Consider the following 17,661-nt stretch of genomic DNA (forward strand, 5'->3'; position numbering starts at 1 on the left):
TTACGCATCATGCACTCCGCCTTCCAGGCAATCGATCCCACACCTCGGTAGCGACGAGTTTCGCCCTTGCTTCCGAGCGCAGACGTTCTGCATAAGGGTGGTGGCCCTTAGTTAAATGCCAAGTAAACGCCTTGTAAGCACTACAAACTTCCTCTGGATCGCCGTCCATGAGGAGATCTCCTTTGTCTAGCCAAACGACTCTCGAGCACATTTCCCGGATGGTCCCGAGACTGTGACTAACGAGAAAGACCGTGCCCGCCTTCTCGCGAAGTTCATCCATTCGTTCCTTCGACCGATCTCGAAACTGCGCATCGCCGGTGTTCAAGGCTTCATCAATTAGCAATATTTCGGGATCTATGCTCGCTGCAATTGCAAATCGTAGTCTTGAAGACATCCCGGAAGAGTAAGACTTCATCGGCAGATAAATTGCACTATCTAGCCCGGACAGCTCAACGATCGAATTCATTTTCCGATCTATTTCGGATCGCGGCATTCCCATTGCAAGACACCCCAGAACTATATTTTGCTCACCAGCGAGCTCTGGAATGAGAGCAGCATTCACGCCGAGCATAATCGGCGTGTTGGATGCGTACACCGCACCTTTAGTTGGCTGAGTTTGCCCACTGATAAGTCGCACCAGCGTACTTTTTCCCGAACCGTTACGACCTATTACGCCAACTGACTCACCGTGAGTAACGATCAAGGAGAGTTCATTCAACGCATTGATCGCCACCCTGTTATCGGTGCGGCGCAAGACACGTTTCAAAACAGTAGACTTCGATCGGTCTGACTTATTGGATCTCACCTTGTAACTCATCGATACGCGATCGATGACTACGGTGACATTAGCCATCTCACCGGTTGCCGGATGATTAGTCCTTCCCATAGGTTTCCTCACCCCTCCAAAAATAAATAAGTCCGATGACAAGCGCCCCTAGAGCCCAAATCGATAGAATTAACCATGAACGAAGGTCGGGAACTGTCTCATAGAGAATGCAGTCACGCGCAATATCCAGGACTTGAAACATTGGATTCCATTGCACTATTGACAACAGAACCTCGTTCCCAATAAATCGCTCATACGAAAAAAAGACTGCCGACCCATACATCCACAGACGCATCGCAAAACTCAAAAGGTTGGCTACATCTGCTATTTGGGATACCAGTCTGGCTAGGAGAAGGCCAACCCCGAGATTGAACACGGCCTGAAGCGCAACTACCGGTATAAGAAAGAACCAAAGCCACGACACGGTCTCTTCGGGAGGTAGCGCCAAAACCAGTACGAGCATCGTTAGTAGTACAGGAACGATAGCAATCATTTCCCGTATATTTACTGACAGAAGTAGTGCCGCACGGGGGAATTCGAAAGCCTGTATTAGAGCGAGGTTACTCCGGATACTTTTTGATCCGCCCATTATGCTTCTAGAGCTAAATTGAAATAGAAATACTCCGACGATGAGATAGCCAAGGAAGTTCTCTATTCCCCTGCCAGTCTGTAAAAGCAGTCCGAATATTAGATAAAACGTCAATCCATTAAAAATTGGATTTAAAATCATCCATGCGCTACCAAGTCGGTCCTTCCTGTTTCCAGTTTGCACACGAGCTTTAGCATCGTAAAAAACAAACGCTCGGTGATCCCAAATCTTTACCAAGTACTCTAGAAGTGGCGGACGGGCTCCAACTCTGACCAGCCCTCTGGTGTCCACCGGCAGTGAAATTGTCTGAGCAGGGCCAGGCAAATCCGTCCTTTTGCCGGTCATTAGGATACCGCCAGCTGATCATATGCCTCGATGACAGCAACTGTTGACCGAGACCAGGTGCGTTGCGCCAGAACCCTTCGACGGCCGGCAAGCCCCATTTCGCGACCCTGAAATGAGCTTCTCGCCTGGCTTTCATCAATCAAATTACACAACGCTTTAATCATCGGCTCAATCTTTTCGGGGGGCACCAAGGTTCCGGTCAACCCATCAACAATAATTTCACGTAACGCCGGTAAGGCACTTGCTATAACCGGTCGGGCACATGCCATGGATTCAACGGGCTTCAACGGCGTGACTGCCCGCGTGACATCTGAATTTTTTCTCGGAAGCATAAAAATATCTAGCGCCATATGGTGGAGCCTGGCTTGTTCTCGAGGTATTCTTCCTGTGAACGTAACGAGCCCGGACACTTCCAGATGCTGAGCCAGGGTTTTCAAGGAAGGCAGCGTTACCCCATCGCCGACTATTAGGCACCTTAGGCCGGGATAGCGGGGCACCAGACCTGCGAACGCACGGAGTAGATATTCCAGTCCCTCGTAGTCAACGATGCTGCTAACGGTACCTATGTATACTCCTTCATGCGGTAAACCCAGCATCTTCCGTGCTTCGGCTGGCTCTATAGGCTCGTCGAGGTACTCGTCACTTACACCGTTGGGACACAGCAGGATGCTGTCAGGCTCCACTCCCTTACTGACGATGTCCTGCTTCATAGCCTCACCCAACGTCACCACCAGGCTGGCACTCTGCATAACCTGCGCTTCACTTTCGTTGAAAAGCTTATAGCGCTCGCTCTGCTTTGCCGCATCCGGCCGGCTCGACGCCCAGGTGTCAGCAAGCTGGCCCCGCACCTCGTAGACCCAGGGGATCCCGAGGACCCGCGCGACTTCGCGCACGACCACCCCGTTAACAAAGTGAGTTGTGGTGTGTAACACCGCGGGACGGACCCGTAATGCAAGAGCTAGCAGTTGCTCCGCCTGCTGCTGAATCCTGGCATCAAAACCCTTCGCAAGTCGCCCAGGAAGCAATCGGTGGTAGACGACACCATCGATGACATCGACGTCTGCGGCGAACAATTTGCCCACCTGTACCGGGTAGCCGACCCGTGTGGCAGCGTGTACGGACCAGCGTGCATCACGCTGAGCCATAAGGATTGAATGCGACCGTTGAGCGTAGCCGCTACCGGTATGGGGCAAGGAGTTGGTCAGCACATGCAGCACGGTGCGTGGAAGGGGAGCATACCCATTCACCAGGGTGAGCGTGGGCGTCCACCCCTCAAAAACCCTGCGCTCGGAGGCTAGACGCTCCGCGGCGCTGAATCGGTCAGCAGCCTGAAGCGATTCAATGGCACCGCTCATGTCGCCGTCGTACCAACGCCGTCGGGCAACCGTTCGGCTAACATCCCGGGCACCAGGAACCTGTGCCAGAGTAATGAACTTGTCTGCCAAGGCGGTGTATCCAGCTGCCAAGCTACCTCAGCCAGCAACGCGGGCCGGGACGGTGGCTCACCGGCCTCAAGCACCGCTGTGAGCACCTGCTCGGTGCGCGCCCTGTCCCCTTGGAGGTAGGACGTTACGGCCTGCACCAAGGGGCCACGACCGACGACCGAGGCCAATCCCGCCGCGCGATCAACGACACCGCTGGGCAGTCTCCGCGAAACCTGCAAGAAAAGCAGGAAGGGGTCGTCTCCCAGATGACGGATTACTGTGGCACCCAACAACCGAGCATTGCGCAATACCGCTAGTGGCCTCACCGGTGAGGACCGCCGGCAACCTCAGCCAACAGGTCGATATAGCTCTGCCCTAAAGCCTCTACATCTGCGTTGTTTTCCACCCAGGCACGCCCGGCACCGTTCACCTGAAGCAGCGATCGATCGGCCTGAAGCGCCTTCCACATTCCAGCGAGTTCTTCGGGCGAGGATCGGACGACATGACCTGATTCTGCGTCCTCGAGAATCTTCCTCGCCTCGCCCAGCACGATCCCCGTGATGTGCCGACCTAGCGACAAAACCTCGTAGGTTTTGGAGGGAATGGTGGTCTCAAAGGATTTCCAGTCGTCCCGTAGAGACACGATGCAGCTATCGGATCGATCGTAAAACCCCATCACTTCGGGACCATGAACGGGTGGGTGGAAGTCGACGGGTGCGTTCAGTTCCTCGGCCAGGAGCATCAGGTCGGACCGCTGCACTCCGTTGCCCACCATGGTGAGTCGCATCTGCTTGCCCACCAGCGCAGCGGCCCTGATCGGTACATCCAGGCGCTGGCTCTCACCATGGTTTCCGAGGTAGAGCACTTCAAGCCGGTCCGATTTGATCGGACGTGGCGGAAGTTTGTCCAGGGTGTGCAGGTCAACTCCGTTGCTCACAGTGGCGACGTTCTTCAGGCCACGCTCACGCAACGTCCGAGCGAATCCATGGGTTACGGTCACCACGAGTTCGGCTCGGTCCTGGATCGTCATGATAATGCGCTCCACAACGCCTTTCGCGCTGCCCTGAATGAGTCGCGCATCCCGGGCAATGTCCGGCCAGGCATCCCGCATATCGACAACGAGCGGTCGTTTCAGGATCCGAGAGACAACATAGCCGGCCCCAAGGATAGGGAGGCTGGGCACAGTGACGACAACGACGTCGGGCCGCTTGGCCATCAACGCGGCTGGCACAGTGCAGGCCGCCGAAAACAAGTGGTTGCCCAACCGGCCCAGGCGAGTGTTGCGATGCCAAAGAAACGGAACCCTACGGATACGTTCGCCATATTCCCCCAAGGAACAAAGGAATGGCCTTCCTGCGACACTGCGGGGCAGAGTTCGTCGGCCGTGAGGCGCATGCGCCACCGGAGCAACTACATCGACATCCCATCCGGCGGCACGGAAGGAACGAATGAACTGAGTCCATCTTCTTTGCGGCGGGCTGTGCTCCGGGGCATAAGAATGCGTCAGCAATAAAATGCGCAACGTACACCCCCAAAGTGTTCAGGTTGCCTTGTGTCAATCAGGATCAGGATCAAGTGTAGACCTCAGGCAACCATGCCCCTGCTCCGCAGTCTTTTGGCATGGTCTTCGCTTACGACTGCGTGTTAGTCATTAGGGCATACCGCTTCATGAAGGCGGCCATGGCGTCACGATTGATCGCGGCATAAGGCTTGAAGATGCTCGTACCGTCAGCGGAGGTCCACCCTCGACTGATGCCGGTCGAAGCGAGCCAGGAGATCTGTTTGAAGTAGACATTGTCAGTTGGTACGTCTTCAAACGGCGCAGCCGCGGTGTCCTCAAGCGCCCCCCGATCGGCAAACCGGTAAAGGAAGACGGCCATAGCGTCCCGAGCCACCGGGCTCAGCGGCCGGAAGATTCGGGAACCATCATCCTGGGGCCAGCCAGTGCTGATTTTTTCGGCAGCTAGCCAGGCGATCTCTTTGTAGTACACGTTGTCCGTCGGCACATCGGCGAACGGTGAGATTGTCGGTGGCGTGTACTCCGGGGATCCAGCCAGTCGATAGATGAACACTGCCATCGCGTCCCTCGCGATGGGTGTCACCGGTCGAAAGGTTGATGTCCCGTCGCGCCCAGTCCAGCCTGTACTGATGCCAGTCGACGCTAACCATGAGATCTCCTTGGAGAACTGCAGCGTCGGCGGAACATCATTAAAATACCGGGCAGGGAATGCGGTGGTGCTCGGCGCGACAACCGATGCGCCAGCTTCGACAGTCACTATCTGAGCCGAAGTTTTGAGGACCTTGCCGGGAACCCACTGAGACGCACCCGTAACCGTTGATTCATCAGGTCGAGGATCATCAAGGTAGAGCCGGTAGGCACCAGGTTCAAGCGCTTCAAAGGTGTAAGTACCGTCAACTACCAGTTGCGACTCCACCGCGAGGGGCGTATCAGCGCATGGTCCTTCGGTGGAAGGCGGCACGATAGGTTGCAGCTGCCCGGTGGACGGCGAGACACCAGGCTCCGAGTTTGTAACAGGAGCGGGAAGCGCATAAACACAGAGCTGATCGTCCGACCCCAAACCAAGCACCGTCCCGGTGACCTGACCGAAATCGTCAGCTGCAGAAACCGGAGAAACCCCCACACCCATCATCAGGCTTGAGACGACGAGGCCCGAGAAAACGGCGGTGGTTCGCCGACTGGCGCTTCGTTGAATTGATGCCTGATTGCCTGGACGCGCCGGTTCGACACTGGTCATACTGTCTCCCCTACAGATACGAATGATCGATTCATCGTATGGGTGAGATTCCGGCTAAATGGGACGTAAGGGGCTATTGAGGCGAAGCGTAATCAAAACGTCACTCGCGAAACGGACTATTTACCCGGTTTTGGACGAGCGGTATTCCCGCCTCGAAGCTTCGCGTAATAGAGGACGCCCAGGCCAACAAGACCAATGATTACCAGGCCCCTGGTAATCGGGCTGGAGCCAATTGAGGTCTCTTCGGAGGCGGCGCTGGCATCGACAACGGCCGCCTCGCTTGTGGAAGGAGAGGGCGACGGCGTTGCTGAGCGGGTGGGCGTCGGCGTCGGTTCAGGCGACTCGGACTCTTCAGGCTCAGCCGACTCGGATTCCTCGGGTGCGGGTGTCTCTTCCGGTTCCTCGGTCTCCTCGTTCAGGTCAACCACGGCGCCGGTCTCCGCAATCCAGCGGAAATTTGTATAGAAATAATTCGATGGATCGATGAGATTTCCGGTGCCCGGTTCAATCAGATAACCCGTGGGCGGGTGGATGAGGTATCCGGTCACTGGGTCGACAGTGAAACCAGTTGCAGGATCGACAGTTGGAGCGGGATCTTCCTCAGGAGCTGGTTCGGGCGCGGGCTGCTGCGGTGCGGGGGCAGGCGCTGGTGCCGGCGCCGGTGCAGGTGCGGGCTGCGGGGCAGGTGCTGGCGCCGGCGGTGGAGCCGGCTCGGTGGTCGGAGTGACCGGCAATGGCGGCTCTTCAGTAGCGTGCGCGACCCCAACACCCGCTCCGACACAGAGCGAGGCCGCGGCTAGACCGGCGAGAGCACGGCGCATCAATAATCCCATGGGTCCTAATTCTACGATGCAGCGGTCTGGAGATAGTCACCCAGGGTGTCGTTGTCCAGCGCTTCGGCAATGTCCGCGATTGCGGCGTCGTCCTTCAGAATAATCGACTGACCATCCGCGGAGGTGCCGATTCCCAGGTTCGGCAACGTGAAGAATTGCACATCATCACCACGGATATTCCGCAACGACAGCGCCAATCCGCCGGCGGTCGTGGCGTCCAGACCCTCGTCAACACTCAGGTACGGCGATGCCTGATGGACAATCTCATTGATCTTGAGCGGATTCGTCAAAGTCTCAGCGGTGAGGAACTTGCCCATGATGGCCTTGATGAACAGCTGCTGATTCTTCACCCGCTGAAAATCGCCGTCGGTAAACGCATACCGCTCACGGACAAACTTCAACGCTGACTCACCCTGCAAATTGATCTCGTCCTGGTCGAAGAATTCGCCGTCGGCACCGCGCGACTGGAACGCGATCTCGTTGTTCACCGTGACCCCGCCCAACGCATCAGTGAGTCCGGTGAACCCCTCAAAATCGAAGATGGCGACGTGATCAATGGGCGCATCGAACATGCCCTCCAGCGTCTGCACGAGCAGCGGCACTCCCCCAAGCGCTGTGGCCGCGTTGATCTTGTGCTCGCCGTGGCCGGGAATGTCAGTCCAGGTATCCCGCATGATCGACATGACGGACACACCCTCGCGGTTGGCGGGAAGGTGCATCAGCATCATGGTGTCCGAGCGGCCAGCATTCGGCACGCCGGGCAGGTTCTCGGTTTCGCTGCTGCCGCCGTTCTCATCACTGCCGAGGAGGAGAATGGTTTGAGCTCCCTCGGCTGCTGCAGTCCGAGTGGGACGATCCGTGCCTTCGGGGAAGACTTCCTCAATGGTCTTGGTCTGCGTGTTGTACGTGTTCGCGAGGTTGAACAAATACGCGCCGGCAACGAGGCCTGCTACCAGCACCAAAGCGAGCACGGAGATGAGCACAATCCGTACCGGGCGCTTCTTGCGGCCGCCCCGCTGGACGGATTCTTCGAGATAGTTTGACACGTCTGGTTTCCCCTGACCTGAGACAGCTCCCCATCCTAACCATCAACCGTGGGAAGAAGCTGGGAGGCGCAACCAGAAGGATCGGCCGCCGGTGTTGTGACTACTAAACTGGCACCATGCGTGCCTTCCGTCTCTTAGCCCCGCTCATCGTCGTCGCTCTAGGCCTGACGGCGTGTTCGCCGATCGTTGGGGTGGAGGCAGCCGCCGACGCCGCCAACCCAGAGTGCGCGTCGGTCATGGTGTCGCTGCCGGACCTGGTTGCCGAGAACGAGTTGCGCGAAACCAACAGCCAGGCGACCGCGGCGTGGGGCGACCCCTCGCAGGTGCTCCTCCGGTGCGGCGTCGCCGTTCCCGGTCCGACCACGGATGCCTGCGCGTCAGTGAACGGCGTCGACTGGATCATCCAGGAAGAGGAAGAGGTCTGGCGAGCCACCACCTACGGCCGCGACCCGGCGGTAGAAGTGCTGTTCAACCCGAACGAAGTGCCGTCGAGCACCATCCTGGTTGATCTGGGCACGGCCGTCTCGGTGGTCAAGCAGGATTCCGAATGTCTCAGCGTCGACGACGAACTGGAACTACCCGAAGGTTCATGATGAATCACGCCGCCCCCACTCCCCTGTCCGGACGCCAACTGCACCTGACTCACGGTGACTACAGCGCCGTCGTCGCCAGTGTGGGAGCGTCGCTGCGTGAACTGCGGTTCGGCGGACGCGACCTGATCCGCTCCTACGACGCCGACGAGATCCGCCCCAACTACCGCGGCGCAATCCTGGCCCCGTGGCCAAACCGGGTGGTCGATGGTACCTACACGTTCGACGGCGCCACCCATCAGCTCAGCCTCACCGAACCCGAGCGTAGTCATGCCCTGCACGGGCTCCTCGCCTGGGAGGACTGGGAGACAGACGACCAGAGCGGCTCCTCCGTCCGGCTCCGCGCGACAGTGGTGCCGCAGGAGGGCTACCCCTTCCGGCTCACCCTTGAGGTCACGTACACACTCGACGACGACGGCCTCACCACCACGGTGACCGCCACCAATACCGGCCCCGACGCTGCCCCCTACGGTGTGGCACCCCACCCCTATCTGGTGGCCGGTGACGGACTGGTGGATGAATGGACCCTGACCATTCCCGCCGACACCGTCCTGGAAGTGACTAAGGACCGGCTCATCCCCACCGCTCTGACTGGCGTGTCCGGCCACTTCGACTTCCTTACGCCGCGACGGATCTACGACACGTTCCTCGACCATGCCTTCACCGACGTCCAGTACGACGACGACGGCGCCGCCACGGTTTCCGTGACCGGTCCGGATGGGCACGGCGCAGCGGTCTCGTTTGGTAGCGGCTGCCCGTGGGTGCAGGTCCATACCGGAGACCTGCCCAAAGATCCGGCCGACAGCAGACGGGGCCTCGCCGTCGAACCGATGACGTGCCCGCCGGATGCGTTCAACTCGGGAACCGACCTCCTAGTGCTGCAGCCGGGCGCCAGCCACACTACGCAGTGGACGATCCACGCTATCCAGGCTGATTCCTGAACCTTTACGCCGCAGGGACGGCTCGAATAAGGAACGAATGTATGATTTTGGTTGCTTCCGTCACGTCAGCGGCGTCCAGGAGAGCACTCCGAGCCGAAAAATTGGAATGCAGCATCCCGGAAGCCTCAGGATTTGAACGCTGGGTGAGCTGCCGATGAAGGACAAGCAAGGCGGAAAGAAGAGGTCCCAACTCATTCTCTCCCGCGGCCGTGGCGCGAAGGAGCCGCGCGTAGGCATCCAGTAGGACGGTCCCTGGAGTACAGCCCAATTCCCGGGCGAACGTCAGACGGCACTGTTCGTAGCACAGCAGCCCTTCAGCGAACTGGGAATTCTGCTCCAGCCCGAGGATTAGTGCAGTCCATGCGCGTTCATTAAGCTGATCCGCTGCTAATGCTTGCTTGGCCCAGGACACGGATTCATTGGCCCGTCCCAGAAATGCCGCGGTTTCGGCGGCGAGCACAAATGCGTCAGCAACTCGCGCGGCATGATCCGCTCGTGCCTCATCTGCCCACGTAGGCTGAAGTTCGTCGCCGAGTAGCGGCGAATGATTCAGAAGCAGTGCGCTGCAAAGCAATTCGTACGCCGCGGACGGTTCGGTGCATCGGTGGGCTGCACTGATCTGTGAAGCGAAATGGTCAAGGTCGAGATCAACGAGTTCTTTATCCATGACGTATCCGCCCGTAACGGTGCGCAGGGGCCCAGCTTTCCGAGCGCCTGGCTGGATGTGACGGCGAAGAACGCTTACGTAGCTTTCAAGGGTCGATAATGCTTCAGCCGGCTGATGTCCGCCCCACAGTCGCTCGATGAGCCGATCTTTCGAGACTGGGCGTCCGAGTTGCAGGAGTAACAACTCAAGGATCTGCCGAGGCTTAGGTCCGCCGAGCTGCCGCGCGTCCAGAACTACGTCACCACGCCTGACTTGCAAGCTTCCAATGATCTGGATTTTCAGGCGGCACGGATGGGCGGACGGCACATCCAGTGGTGGTTGAATCGCGGCGAAATCAACTGACTGAACCATAATTGAAACCCCTAATTCGGTATAGATGTTCACAAATCCAACCTATGAATTCCTTGGGGTTCTTACACGAGTGGTCCATACCCGTCTTTCTCAGGATCAACCCTCGGACTACTCGGTTTTCACTCGGAGTGAGGGAAACCTCTATCGAGTAGTCCCAAGTAGTCCACTGCCAGCGTGTCTCAAAGGTGCCGGGCAGCCGACCGCTCGAGGGCCACCACGTCCCGGCCAAAGGACACCGCCAGCAACAGCAGGGAAGCGGCCGTCACCGGGACCGCGAGCGCGATGGGAGTCACCGGGACCAGGATGATTACCAGCACCACACCCTGGGTGGCGGCGACGACCCGCCGGAAGCTGCTGAACTCCAGTTCGCTTCTGAGCGCAGGGCGTACCCAGGACGCCGCGACATAGAGGTACCTCATCAGCCCAATCAGCAACGCCCACCAGCCGACGGTCAGTGCCACCGGGATCGACAGCACCAGCAGCAGGATTGCGTCGGTTTCCATGTCCAGGCGAGCGCCAGCCTTGGTGGCTGTGCCGGTGCACCGGGCCACGGCTCCATCTACGGCGTCCAGTAGCACAGCGGTCGCCGCCAACAGCACCAGCCACCAGGACCTGGTGGGCACAGTCCCCCACAACGACAGCACCACGATGGTTGCGCACCCGCCCGCGAGCACCGCGCGGAACAGCGTGACCCGGTCGGCCGGGCCGGAATAGGACGGCCGACGGCGCACCACGCTGAGCGCCGCTACGGTCACCAGCGTGAGACCGGCAACAACCGCCGCGAGGTTGGTGACGTTGTGGGAATCGTTCAGGGCCAGCAGCGTGATGCCGACGCCAATCGATCCCACGACAGCGCCTGACGCATCGAACAGGGCACGCCTGCTGACTTGAGCCACTGGCCTACCTGCCGGAACTAGACGAGCGAGTTCAATTTGTCGCGCAACCCGTTCAACGCCGGGTCGCGCAGCGTGTTGAAAGCCGGCTTCAGGAAAGGCTGGGCAATCCGCCGGAATCCGTTGAGCTGAAACTCGGCCGTGTACGTGACATCGCTGCCCGAACCGGAGGGGACGACGTCGATCGAGTCGAACGAGACCAGCGTCTTGTTTTCGCCCCGCAGCTTGATGTGGCCTTCGCGCAGTTCGGTCACCTCATACCCGATGGACTGGCGCTTGCCCCGGAATTCAGCTTCTGCATGGTACCGGTGGCCCACGGCTACCGGGCCGATGGAGCGCTTCTCCACCACTGGCGTGCCCGGATCCCATTCGCTGGTGTTCTCGAACTCTTTCAGGAAGGCGAAAGCCCGTGCGGGTGAGAGGGGCGTGCTGATGGTTCCCTTGACAGTAATCATCTGCCCAGTCTACTGATGAGCTGTGCAGCAAGCTGGGGCGCGTCCTTCAGGCTGCAGGGCATAATCGAGTTATGTCTTGCACCTCCTCCGAGCACAGCCAGTCGTACTGGACCACCCGGCCCGGACACGGCGAACTCCGCACCGCTCCCCTGCCCAAACGGGAGACCGAGCAGGCACTGGTTCGCACCCTTTATTCCGGGATCAGCCGAGGCACCGAGACGCTGGTCCACGACGGCCGCATCCCTCCCGGGGTGGCAGCCCTCATGGAGGCCCCCTTCCAGGAGGGCACCTTCGGAGGCCCGGTGAAGTATGGCTACCTCTCGGTCGGCGTCGTCGAGGAAGGACCCGACTCGCTGGTGGGCCAGCGGGTGTTCTGCCTCTACCCGCACCAGGACCGCTATGTGGTCCCGGTGTCCGCTCTGACGGTGATTCCCGACGACGTCCCCAGCGAGCGCGCCGTGCTGGCGGGCGCCGTCGAGACCGCGGTCAACGCCCTGTGGGATGCACGGCCCTGCATGGGCGACCGGATCGCCGTCGTCGGCGGTGGCATGATCGGCGCCGCACTCGCGACGCTGCTGCGCCGGTTCCCGCTGGGACGCCTCCAGCTGGTGGACCCGGATCCCTCCCGCGCCGCGCTCGCAGCGGAGCTGGGCGTGGACTGGGTGCATCCCGTCGACGCGGCCGGCAACTGCGACATTGTGTTCCACTGCTCCTCCACAGCGGCCGGCCTGTCCCTGGGGCTGGGCCTGCTCGGCGACGAGGGTGAAGTGATCGAAATGTCCTGGTACGGCACCCGCTCCCCTGAGGTGCCGCTGGGAGCCGATTTCCACGCGCGTCGGCTGAGCATCAGGGCAAGCCAGGTGGGGACCATCGCCGCCCCGCGTCGCGCCCGCCGGACCCATCAGGATCGGCTCGCTACCGCCCTGGACGCGTTGAAGGACCCGGCGTTTGATGCGCTCCTCAGCGGCACCTCGCCGTTTGAGGACCTGCCGAACGTGATGCGGGACCTCTCCAGCGGCACTCTGGCCGCGCTGTGCCATGTGATTGCCTACCCTGGCGCCGACGAACCGGCCACCTAAGTCCTCCGCACCGCGCACTGTCCTCACCTCACCACGACCACCACGACCACCACGACCACCACGACCACAGGAGACCCATGTACCGTCTGACCGTCCGCGACCACGTGATGATCGCCCACAGCCTTCCCGACCCGTTCTTTGGCCCAGCCCAGGGACTGCACGGCGCCACACTCGTGGTGGAGGTGACCTGGCGGCGTCGGGAACTGACCCAACACGCCGTCGTGATCGACATCGGCGAGGCGACCGCGATGCTCGGCGAGGTGCTGGACGGGCTGCGGTACAAGAACCTTGACGAGCACCCTGACTTTGCCGGTGTCCTCTCCACCACCGAAGCCGTGGCCCGCTACATCGCCGACCAGCTGAGCACGCGCTTCGACACCGCGCCCTTCGCCGGGCTGGACGTGGTGCTCCGCGAACACCCCGATGCGTGGGCCGGCTACTCGGTGGAGTTCGACTCAGCCGACGTCCAGGGCTAACTCCGGTATGGAGTTGGGTCTGGTAATTCCAGGCGGCCTGCCCGGACCGAGTGGCGGCAGCATCTACAACGACCAGCTGGCCGCCGCGCTGGGTGAGGCCGGGCACCGCGTCACCATGACACCGATCCGTGGTGACTGGCCCAATGGTTCGCCGGCCGATCACCAGAAGCTCGCCGAGGCACTCGGGAAGACGTCCGGCAGAACGGACGGCCCGGTGGTGGTCGACGGGCTCATGGCGTCGGCGGCCCCCGAGGCGATCCGGGCAGCGGTCGACGCCGGCGGTACCGTCTGGGTGCTGCTGCACCTGCCGCTCCCCGCTGAGACCGGTCTGACAGATCAGGAGATGAAGGCTTTCGCTGCCTCCGAGGAAGCGGCCCTCCGACACGCCTCCGGGGCGATCTGCACCAGCCAGTGGGCCCGGGACGACCTGATCCGGCGCTATGGGTTGGACCAGGTCCACGTGGTACCTCCGGGCACCGAACCGGCGGGGCTTGCAACGGGCAGCGCCCCGCTGCACCTGGTGATGCTCGGATCGCTCACGCCCCGAAAGAACCATTCAATGGTGCTGTCGGCGCTCGCCGACCTTGCCGACCTGCCGTGGACCGCTTCCCTGGTGGGCGGTGCCAGCCCGCAGGGCAGCTCCCACGTCGCCATGCTTCACGATCAGGCCGCCGCCTTCGAGCCGGGTCGCATCACCATCCCGGGCGTACTCCAGGGACCAGCGCTTGACGCCGAATGGGCACGGTCTGATCTGCTGCTGTTACCGTCGCTGGCGGAAACCTTTGGGATGGTAGTCACCGAGGGTCTGGCCCGCGGCATCCCCGGCGTGGTGGGCCGGGGCACCGGGGCCGTCGAAGCCCTCACCGGTGGCACGGCAGGTCAGCTGCCGGGCGCCGTCGTCGACCCCCACGATCCGCAGGAACTGGCTGCGACGCTGCGGGACTGGCTCACCGACTCGTCGCTGCGCCAGTCCTGGCGGGCCGCCGCGCTCAGCCGCCGCGATACACTGCCGACATGGGCCAACACAGCGACAACGCTCCTGGAAATCATTCACCCGTGACCGACGCCGACGCACCGCGCCCGATTGCCAGCGACTGGCTCTCCCTGCGCCGTCCCGCCGACGAAGCCGCCCGACAGGCAAGCCTTCCCCTCCTCACGGAGTTACAGGCTTTTCTGGCCCCGGGCACGGCGCCCTCCGATGCAGAGGTGAATGACGCTGACGACCAGGCGGTCCGGATCTTTGACCTCGGTGCTGGCACCGGTGCCAACCAGGCATGGCTTGCACCGCACCTCCACATGCCGCAGCACTGGACGCTCATCGACCATGACCCGGATCTGCTGGAACTCACAATGGGTGCACCAGCGATCGACGGCGTGGTCGGCACCGAGGCAGTGGTAGCCGGCATCGAAGACCTGGGAGAAATCCTCGACGCCGATCCCCAAGCCTCCCGGCAGCGGTTTGTCACCTGCTCGGCCCTGCTGGATCTGCTGACGCCGGACCAGCTGGAGACCCTCTGCTCGGCACTGGTCGAATCCCAGACAGCAGCACTGTTCAGTCTGAGCGTCACCGGCACCATGACGATCGAGCCTGCGGATCCGCTGGATGCCGCCCTCAACGACGCGTTCAACCAGCACCAGAACCGTGGCGGCCGGGCCGGGGCACGGGGCGTTGACCTGACGGAGCAGTTCCTGACCAAGGCCGGCTTCACCGTCACCACCGTCGACACGCCGTGGGAGCTCACCGGGGATCACTCGGAGCTGATCACCCGGTTCCTGAACGACCGGGCGGACGCCGTCCTCGAGGAGGAACCAGGCCTCGCCGGGGACGTCAGCCAGTGGCTGGAACGGCGATCCGAGCAGGCCGCCGACGGCACGCTGCAGCTGACGATCGGCCACCGGGACCTGCTGGCCCTGCCACCCCGACCATGACGATTCAACAGTGACACCCCGACCGTGACGATTCAGCCGTGACGATCCAACAGTGATACCCCGACCATGACGCCCGTGCCGTGAGACGCCGCAGCTGGCTCGCACTCCTCCAGGCCCTCTGCGCCGCTGCCCTGATCTACTACCTGGTAATGGTCTTCGGCACCGGACCCTTCACCGCCGGGCTGGGAGCTTTGACAGTCCCCTCGGTCGCCGCCGCGCTGGCCCTCGGCCTGATCGGGACGGCAGCCCAGGCCCAACGGTGGCGGCTGGTCTCCAGCGGATTCCAGATGCACCTCCCCCGCGGCGGCGCCTTCGCCCAGTGCTACGAAGCATCATTCCTCAACGCCATCCTCCCCGGCGGTCTGGCGGGGGACGCCATTCGCACCGCCCGGCAACGGGCGGCTCACCGGTCCAGCTGGCTCAGCAGCATCGGCTCGGTGTTGGGCGAACGCCTCGCCGGCACGGTGGTTGTGCTCCTCGCTGCTGCTGCAGCGCTGCTCGCCGCTGACTGGCGGCTTGCCGGCATCGTCGCCCTGGGTGCAGTGCTGGTGCTGCTCGCTGCCCGACCATCACTGCGGCGCCTGCCCAACCGGACCGTCGCCGCGGTGTGGGCGCTCTCGGTGCTCGGCTGGGCCTCGTTTGCGGCCCTGTTCGCCGTCTCGGCCGCGCTGACCGCACCCAACCTGGCAGTGGTCGACGTCGTCGGGCTGGCTGCGATCAGCCTGGCCGGAATGTCCATTCCCCTGAGCCTGGGCGGTTGGGGTCCGCGGGAGGGTGTCACAGCGCTGGCGTTCATGATGTTTGGCTATCCGGGCCCGCTGGGGATTGAGGTGTCGGTGGGCTACGGACTACTGGCCCTGGTGTCGGTGCTACCGGGCGCCGCGCTGCTACTGGTGCTGGCTGTCCGCGGGTTCCTTGGCGACCGGGGCGGGAACGGCAGCCGAAAAGTCGAACTCCGTGCAGATGTCCCTGCCAAACTCGAAACGCCGCACCGGAGCGGAGAGGGCGTCTGACAAGGCGTCGCTGCCGGTGAACCGGATGCCCGGGACGCCGTCGCCGACCAGGATCGGTGCGCAGGTCAGGTACAGCCGATCGAGCGCGCTGGCTTCGAGGAAGCGTGACACGGTGTGCCCGCCGCCCTCCACCAGGACCCGTGAGAACCCGCGATCCGCCAGCAGGCCGAGGAGACGATGTGGTTCAAAGTCCCCAGCGGCCAGGCGCCGGACGGTCACATGCTCGGCGAGGCCGATCGGGACGACGGCCTCGAGGCCGACCAGCCACAGGGTGGGTGCCGAGCCGTCGGTCAGGACGGCGGATGCCTGCGGGATGCGGCCACTCGGATCTAGGACGACCCGGACGGGGTTGGGTCCCTCGACTGCCCGGACCGTGAGGAGGCAGTCATCGGCGGTGACCGTTGAGGCACCGATGATGACGGCATCCACGAGGGCCCTGAGCCGGTGCAGGTGCTCCCGGTCTTCGGTGCCCGTGACGAAGCGGGCGTCTCCGGTGCGCGAGGCGATGAATCCGTCGAGGCTCTGGCCGAGCTGACCGATCACGAGCCGGCCGTCGGGACGGGTTGCCTGGACCAGCGGTCCGTACCGGGTGAGCAGTTCAGCTGCCAGGCCGTGCACTGACCCCTGCGGGACTGTTCCTTCGGTGAGGTGACGCCAGACATCCTGGACCGGTTCGCCGTCGTGCCTCATCCTGGCGCGCTTGGTGGCGATATAGCCGGCGTTCTCGGGGCGCTGGGCGATGTTGAGCCCGCTGCGTGCCATGACGGTGATCCCGCCGCTTTCGAGTGCCTCCTGCTTGGCCGGATTGGAGGAGAGCAGGCGGATGCGGGTGACGCCGAGGTCGAGGAGAATTTCGGTGCTCTGCTGATAGTCGCGCGAGTCCACCGGGAGGCCCAGCGAGGTGTTGGCGTCAACGGTGTCGGCGCCCTGGTCCTGCAGGGCGTAGGCGCGGAGTTTCTCAAGCAGGCCGATCCCCCTGCCCTCGTGGCCCCGGACATAGATCACGACGCCGGTGCCTTCTTCGCTGATGCGCTGAAGCGAGGCATCGAGTTGTTCACCGCAGTCGCAACGATAGGAGCCGAGCGCGTCGCCGGTGAGGCACTCGGAATGCACCCGGACCAACGGGACGGACCCCGCAATGTCGCCCTGCACCAACGCGACATGCTCGTTATTCTCGGAATCGCGATATCCGACCATCCGGAATACGCCGTGACGGGTTGGTAACACCGTCTCGACAACACGTTCTACCTGTGAGGCGCCCCAGCCGGGAGCCGAATTGATCGACATAAATCCACAATAGGCGACTTGGCGGACCTGTCATCCCCAGACGCAACATCCACCGGTGAGCCCATCTCCAGATTCAGCACAAACGGGCCCAGATCGGTTACAGTCATATAAAGAAAGCATGCTGACTATTGAAGGGTCCTGCCGGACTCGCTATGGTCGGA

18 protein-coding genes and 1 pseudogene are annotated in these 17,661 nt (G+C 61.9%); 8 read left to right on the forward strand and 11 right to left on the reverse strand.

Annotated elements, in window-relative coordinates; all coding sequences use genetic code 11:
• Positions 1-7: 7 nt before the first annotated feature.
• The 6 genes from DDA93_RS13520 to DDA93_RS16360 form a co-directional block, all read right to left on the reverse strand.
• On the reverse strand, positions 8-886 hold the full coding sequence (locus DDA93_RS13520; protein ID WP_243400638.1) for an ATP-binding cassette domain-containing protein: 879 nt from the start codon (positions 884-886) through the stop codon (positions 8-10).
• Positions 873-1,760 (reverse strand): ABC transporter permease, encoded by an 888-nt coding sequence (locus DDA93_RS13525; protein WP_116779058.1) that lies wholly within the window; start codon positions 1,758-1,760, stop codon positions 873-875. The genes DDA93_RS13520 and DDA93_RS13525 overlap by 14 nt, the downstream gene beginning before the upstream one ends.
• Complete coding sequence (locus DDA93_RS13530) at positions 1,760-3,115, reverse strand: glycosyltransferase family 4 protein (RefSeq protein ID WP_243400639.1); 1,356 nt, start codon at positions 3,113-3,115, stop codon at positions 1,760-1,762. Before DDA93_RS13530 ends, DDA93_RS13525 begins: the two co-directional genes overlap by 1 nt.
• Before the next feature lie 391 nt (positions 3,116-3,506).
• On the reverse strand, positions 3,507-4,706 hold the full coding sequence (locus DDA93_RS13535) for a glycosyltransferase family 4 protein (RefSeq protein WP_116779059.1): 1,200 nt from the start codon (positions 4,704-4,706) through the stop codon (positions 3,507-3,509).
• A gap of 109 nt (positions 4,707-4,815) precedes the next feature.
• Entirely contained in the window at positions 4,816-5,940 is a 1,125-nt protein-coding gene (locus DDA93_RS13540) for an S-layer homology domain-containing protein (protein WP_116779060.1), read from the reverse strand.
• A gap of 116 nt (positions 5,941-6,056) precedes the next feature.
• Positions 6,057-6,488, reverse strand: a complete 432-nt coding sequence (locus DDA93_RS16360) for a hypothetical protein (protein WP_165802640.1) — start codon at positions 6,486-6,488, stop codon at positions 6,057-6,059.
• 20 nt (positions 6,489-6,508) lie between these two features.
• On the opposite strand from DDA93_RS16360, the gene DDA93_RS16500 reads away from it, so the two are divergent.
• Positions 6,509-6,667: a hypothetical protein gene (locus DDA93_RS16500; RefSeq protein WP_207771349.1), complete on the forward strand. Its 159-nt coding sequence runs from the start codon at positions 6,509-6,511 to the stop codon at positions 6,665-6,667.
• Positions 6,668-6,784: 117 nt separating this feature from the next.
• On the opposite strand, the gene DDA93_RS13550 is transcribed toward DDA93_RS16500, so the two are convergent.
• Positions 6,785-7,819 (reverse strand): LCP family protein, encoded by a 1,035-nt coding sequence (locus DDA93_RS13550; protein ID WP_116779061.1) that lies wholly within the window; start codon positions 7,817-7,819, stop codon positions 6,785-6,787.
• A 116-nt stretch (positions 7,820-7,935) separates the two neighbouring features.
• Between DDA93_RS13550 and DDA93_RS13555 the strand changes: the two genes are divergently transcribed.
• Positions 7,936-8,412, forward strand: coding sequence for a DUF3515 family protein (locus DDA93_RS13555; protein WP_116779062.1), 477 nt, complete (start codon positions 7,936-7,938; stop codon positions 8,410-8,412).
• Entirely contained in the window at positions 8,412-9,350 is a 939-nt protein-coding gene (locus DDA93_RS13560) for an aldose 1-epimerase family protein (protein WP_116779063.1), read from the forward strand. The genes DDA93_RS13555 and DDA93_RS13560 overlap by 1 nt, the downstream gene beginning before the upstream one ends.
• Positions 9,351-9,354: 4 nt before the next feature.
• Here the strand turns inward: DDA93_RS13560 and DDA93_RS13565 are convergent, their stop codons facing one another.
• The 3 genes from DDA93_RS13565 to DDA93_RS13575 form a co-directional block, all read right to left on the reverse strand.
• Complete coding sequence (locus DDA93_RS13565) at positions 9,355-10,401, reverse strand: BTAD domain-containing putative transcriptional regulator (protein WP_116779064.1); 1,047 nt, start codon at positions 10,399-10,401, stop codon at positions 9,355-9,357.
• Positions 10,402-10,547: 146 nt separating this feature from the next.
• Positions 10,548-11,264, reverse strand: a complete 717-nt coding sequence (locus tag DDA93_RS13570) for a CDP-alcohol phosphatidyltransferase family protein (RefSeq protein WP_116779065.1) — start codon at positions 11,262-11,264, stop codon at positions 10,548-10,550.
• A gap of 17 nt (positions 11,265-11,281) precedes the next feature.
• On the reverse strand, positions 11,282-11,716 hold the full coding sequence (locus DDA93_RS13575) for an SRPBCC family protein (RefSeq protein WP_116779066.1): 435 nt from the start codon (positions 11,714-11,716) through the stop codon (positions 11,282-11,284).
• Between the two features lie 71 nt (positions 11,717-11,787).
• On the opposite strand from DDA93_RS13575, the gene DDA93_RS13580 reads away from it, so the two are divergent.
• The 5 genes and pseudogenes from DDA93_RS13580 to DDA93_RS17145 all read left to right on the forward strand — a co-directional run.
• A complete protein-coding gene (locus DDA93_RS13580) occupies positions 11,788-12,795 on the forward strand; it encodes a zinc-binding alcohol dehydrogenase (protein ID WP_116779067.1) in 1,008 nt (335 codons plus the stop codon).
• Between the two features lie 77 nt (positions 12,796-12,872).
• Positions 12,873-13,271, forward strand: coding sequence for a 6-carboxytetrahydropterin synthase (locus tag DDA93_RS13585; protein ID WP_116779068.1), 399 nt, complete (start codon positions 12,873-12,875; stop codon positions 13,269-13,271).
• A gap of 7 nt (positions 13,272-13,278) precedes the next feature.
• Positions 13,279-14,331 carry a glycosyltransferase family 4 protein gene (locus DDA93_RS13590; RefSeq protein ID WP_165802643.1) on the forward strand — a complete coding sequence of 351 codons (1,053 nt, stop codon included), beginning with the start codon at positions 13,279-13,281 and terminating at the stop codon, positions 14,329-14,331.
• A complete protein-coding gene (locus DDA93_RS13595; RefSeq protein WP_116779070.1) occupies positions 14,328-15,200 on the forward strand; it encodes an SAM-dependent methyltransferase in 873 nt (290 codons plus the stop codon). Before DDA93_RS13590 ends, DDA93_RS13595 begins: the two co-directional genes overlap by 4 nt.
• An 80-nt stretch (positions 15,201-15,280) precedes the next feature.
• Positions 15,281-15,751 (forward strand): annotated as a pseudogene (locus DDA93_RS17145) (lysylphosphatidylglycerol synthase domain-containing protein); the annotation flags it as partial.
• 336 nt (positions 15,752-16,087) lie between these two features.
• On the opposite strand, the gene ribA reads toward DDA93_RS17145, so the two are convergent.
• On the reverse strand, positions 16,088-17,500 hold the full coding sequence (gene ribA / locus DDA93_RS16870; RefSeq protein WP_019482998.1) for a GTP cyclohydrolase II: 1,413 nt from the start codon (positions 17,498-17,500) through the stop codon (positions 16,088-16,090).
• Positions 17,501-17,661: the final 161 nt, after the last annotated feature.

The sequence above is a fragment of the Arthrobacter sp. Bz4 genome, from assembly GCF_003075455.1.
In the GTDB taxonomy this organism is placed as follows: domain Bacteria; phylum Actinomycetota; class Actinomycetes; order Actinomycetales; family Micrococcaceae; genus Arthrobacter_D.

Excerpts from the sequence above, each read along its gene's own strand:
- DDA93_RS13525 (WP_116779058.1), bottom strand. The coding sequence starts at position 1,760 with ATGACCGGCAAAAGGACGGATTTGCCTGGCCCTGCTCAGACAATTTCA.
- DDA93_RS13555 (WP_116779062.1), top strand. The coding sequence starts at position 7,936 with ATGCGTGCCTTCCGTCTCTTAGCCCCGCTCATCGTCGTCGCTCTAGGC.
- ribA (WP_019482998.1), bottom strand. The coding sequence starts at position 17,500 with ATGTCGATCAATTCGGCTCCCGGCTGGGGCGCCTCACAGGTAGAACGT.
- DDA93_RS13575 (WP_116779066.1), bottom strand. The coding sequence starts at position 11,716 with ATGATTACTGTCAAGGGAACCATCAGCACGCCCCTCTCACCCGCACGG.
- DDA93_RS13530 (WP_243400639.1), bottom strand. The coding sequence starts at position 3,115 with ATGAGCGGTGCCATTGAATCGCTTCAGGCTGCTGACCGATTCAGCGCC.
- DDA93_RS13540 (WP_116779060.1), bottom strand. The coding sequence starts at position 5,940 with ATGACCAGTGTCGAACCGGCGCGTCCAGGCAATCAGGCATCAATTCAA.
- DDA93_RS13580 (WP_116779067.1), top strand. The coding sequence starts at position 11,788 with ATGTCTTGCACCTCCTCCGAGCACAGCCAGTCGTACTGGACCACCCGG.
- DDA93_RS13520 (WP_243400638.1), bottom strand. The coding sequence starts at position 886 with ATGGGAAGGACTAATCATCCGGCAACCGGTGAGATGGCTAATGTCACC.
- DDA93_RS13585 (WP_116779068.1), top strand. The coding sequence starts at position 12,873 with ATGTACCGTCTGACCGTCCGCGACCACGTGATGATCGCCCACAGCCTT.
- DDA93_RS13590 (WP_165802643.1), top strand. The coding sequence starts at position 13,279 with ATGGAGTTGGGTCTGGTAATTCCAGGCGGCCTGCCCGGACCGAGTGGC.
- DDA93_RS13560 (WP_116779063.1), top strand. The coding sequence starts at position 8,412 with ATGAATCACGCCGCCCCCACTCCCCTGTCCGGACGCCAACTGCACCTG.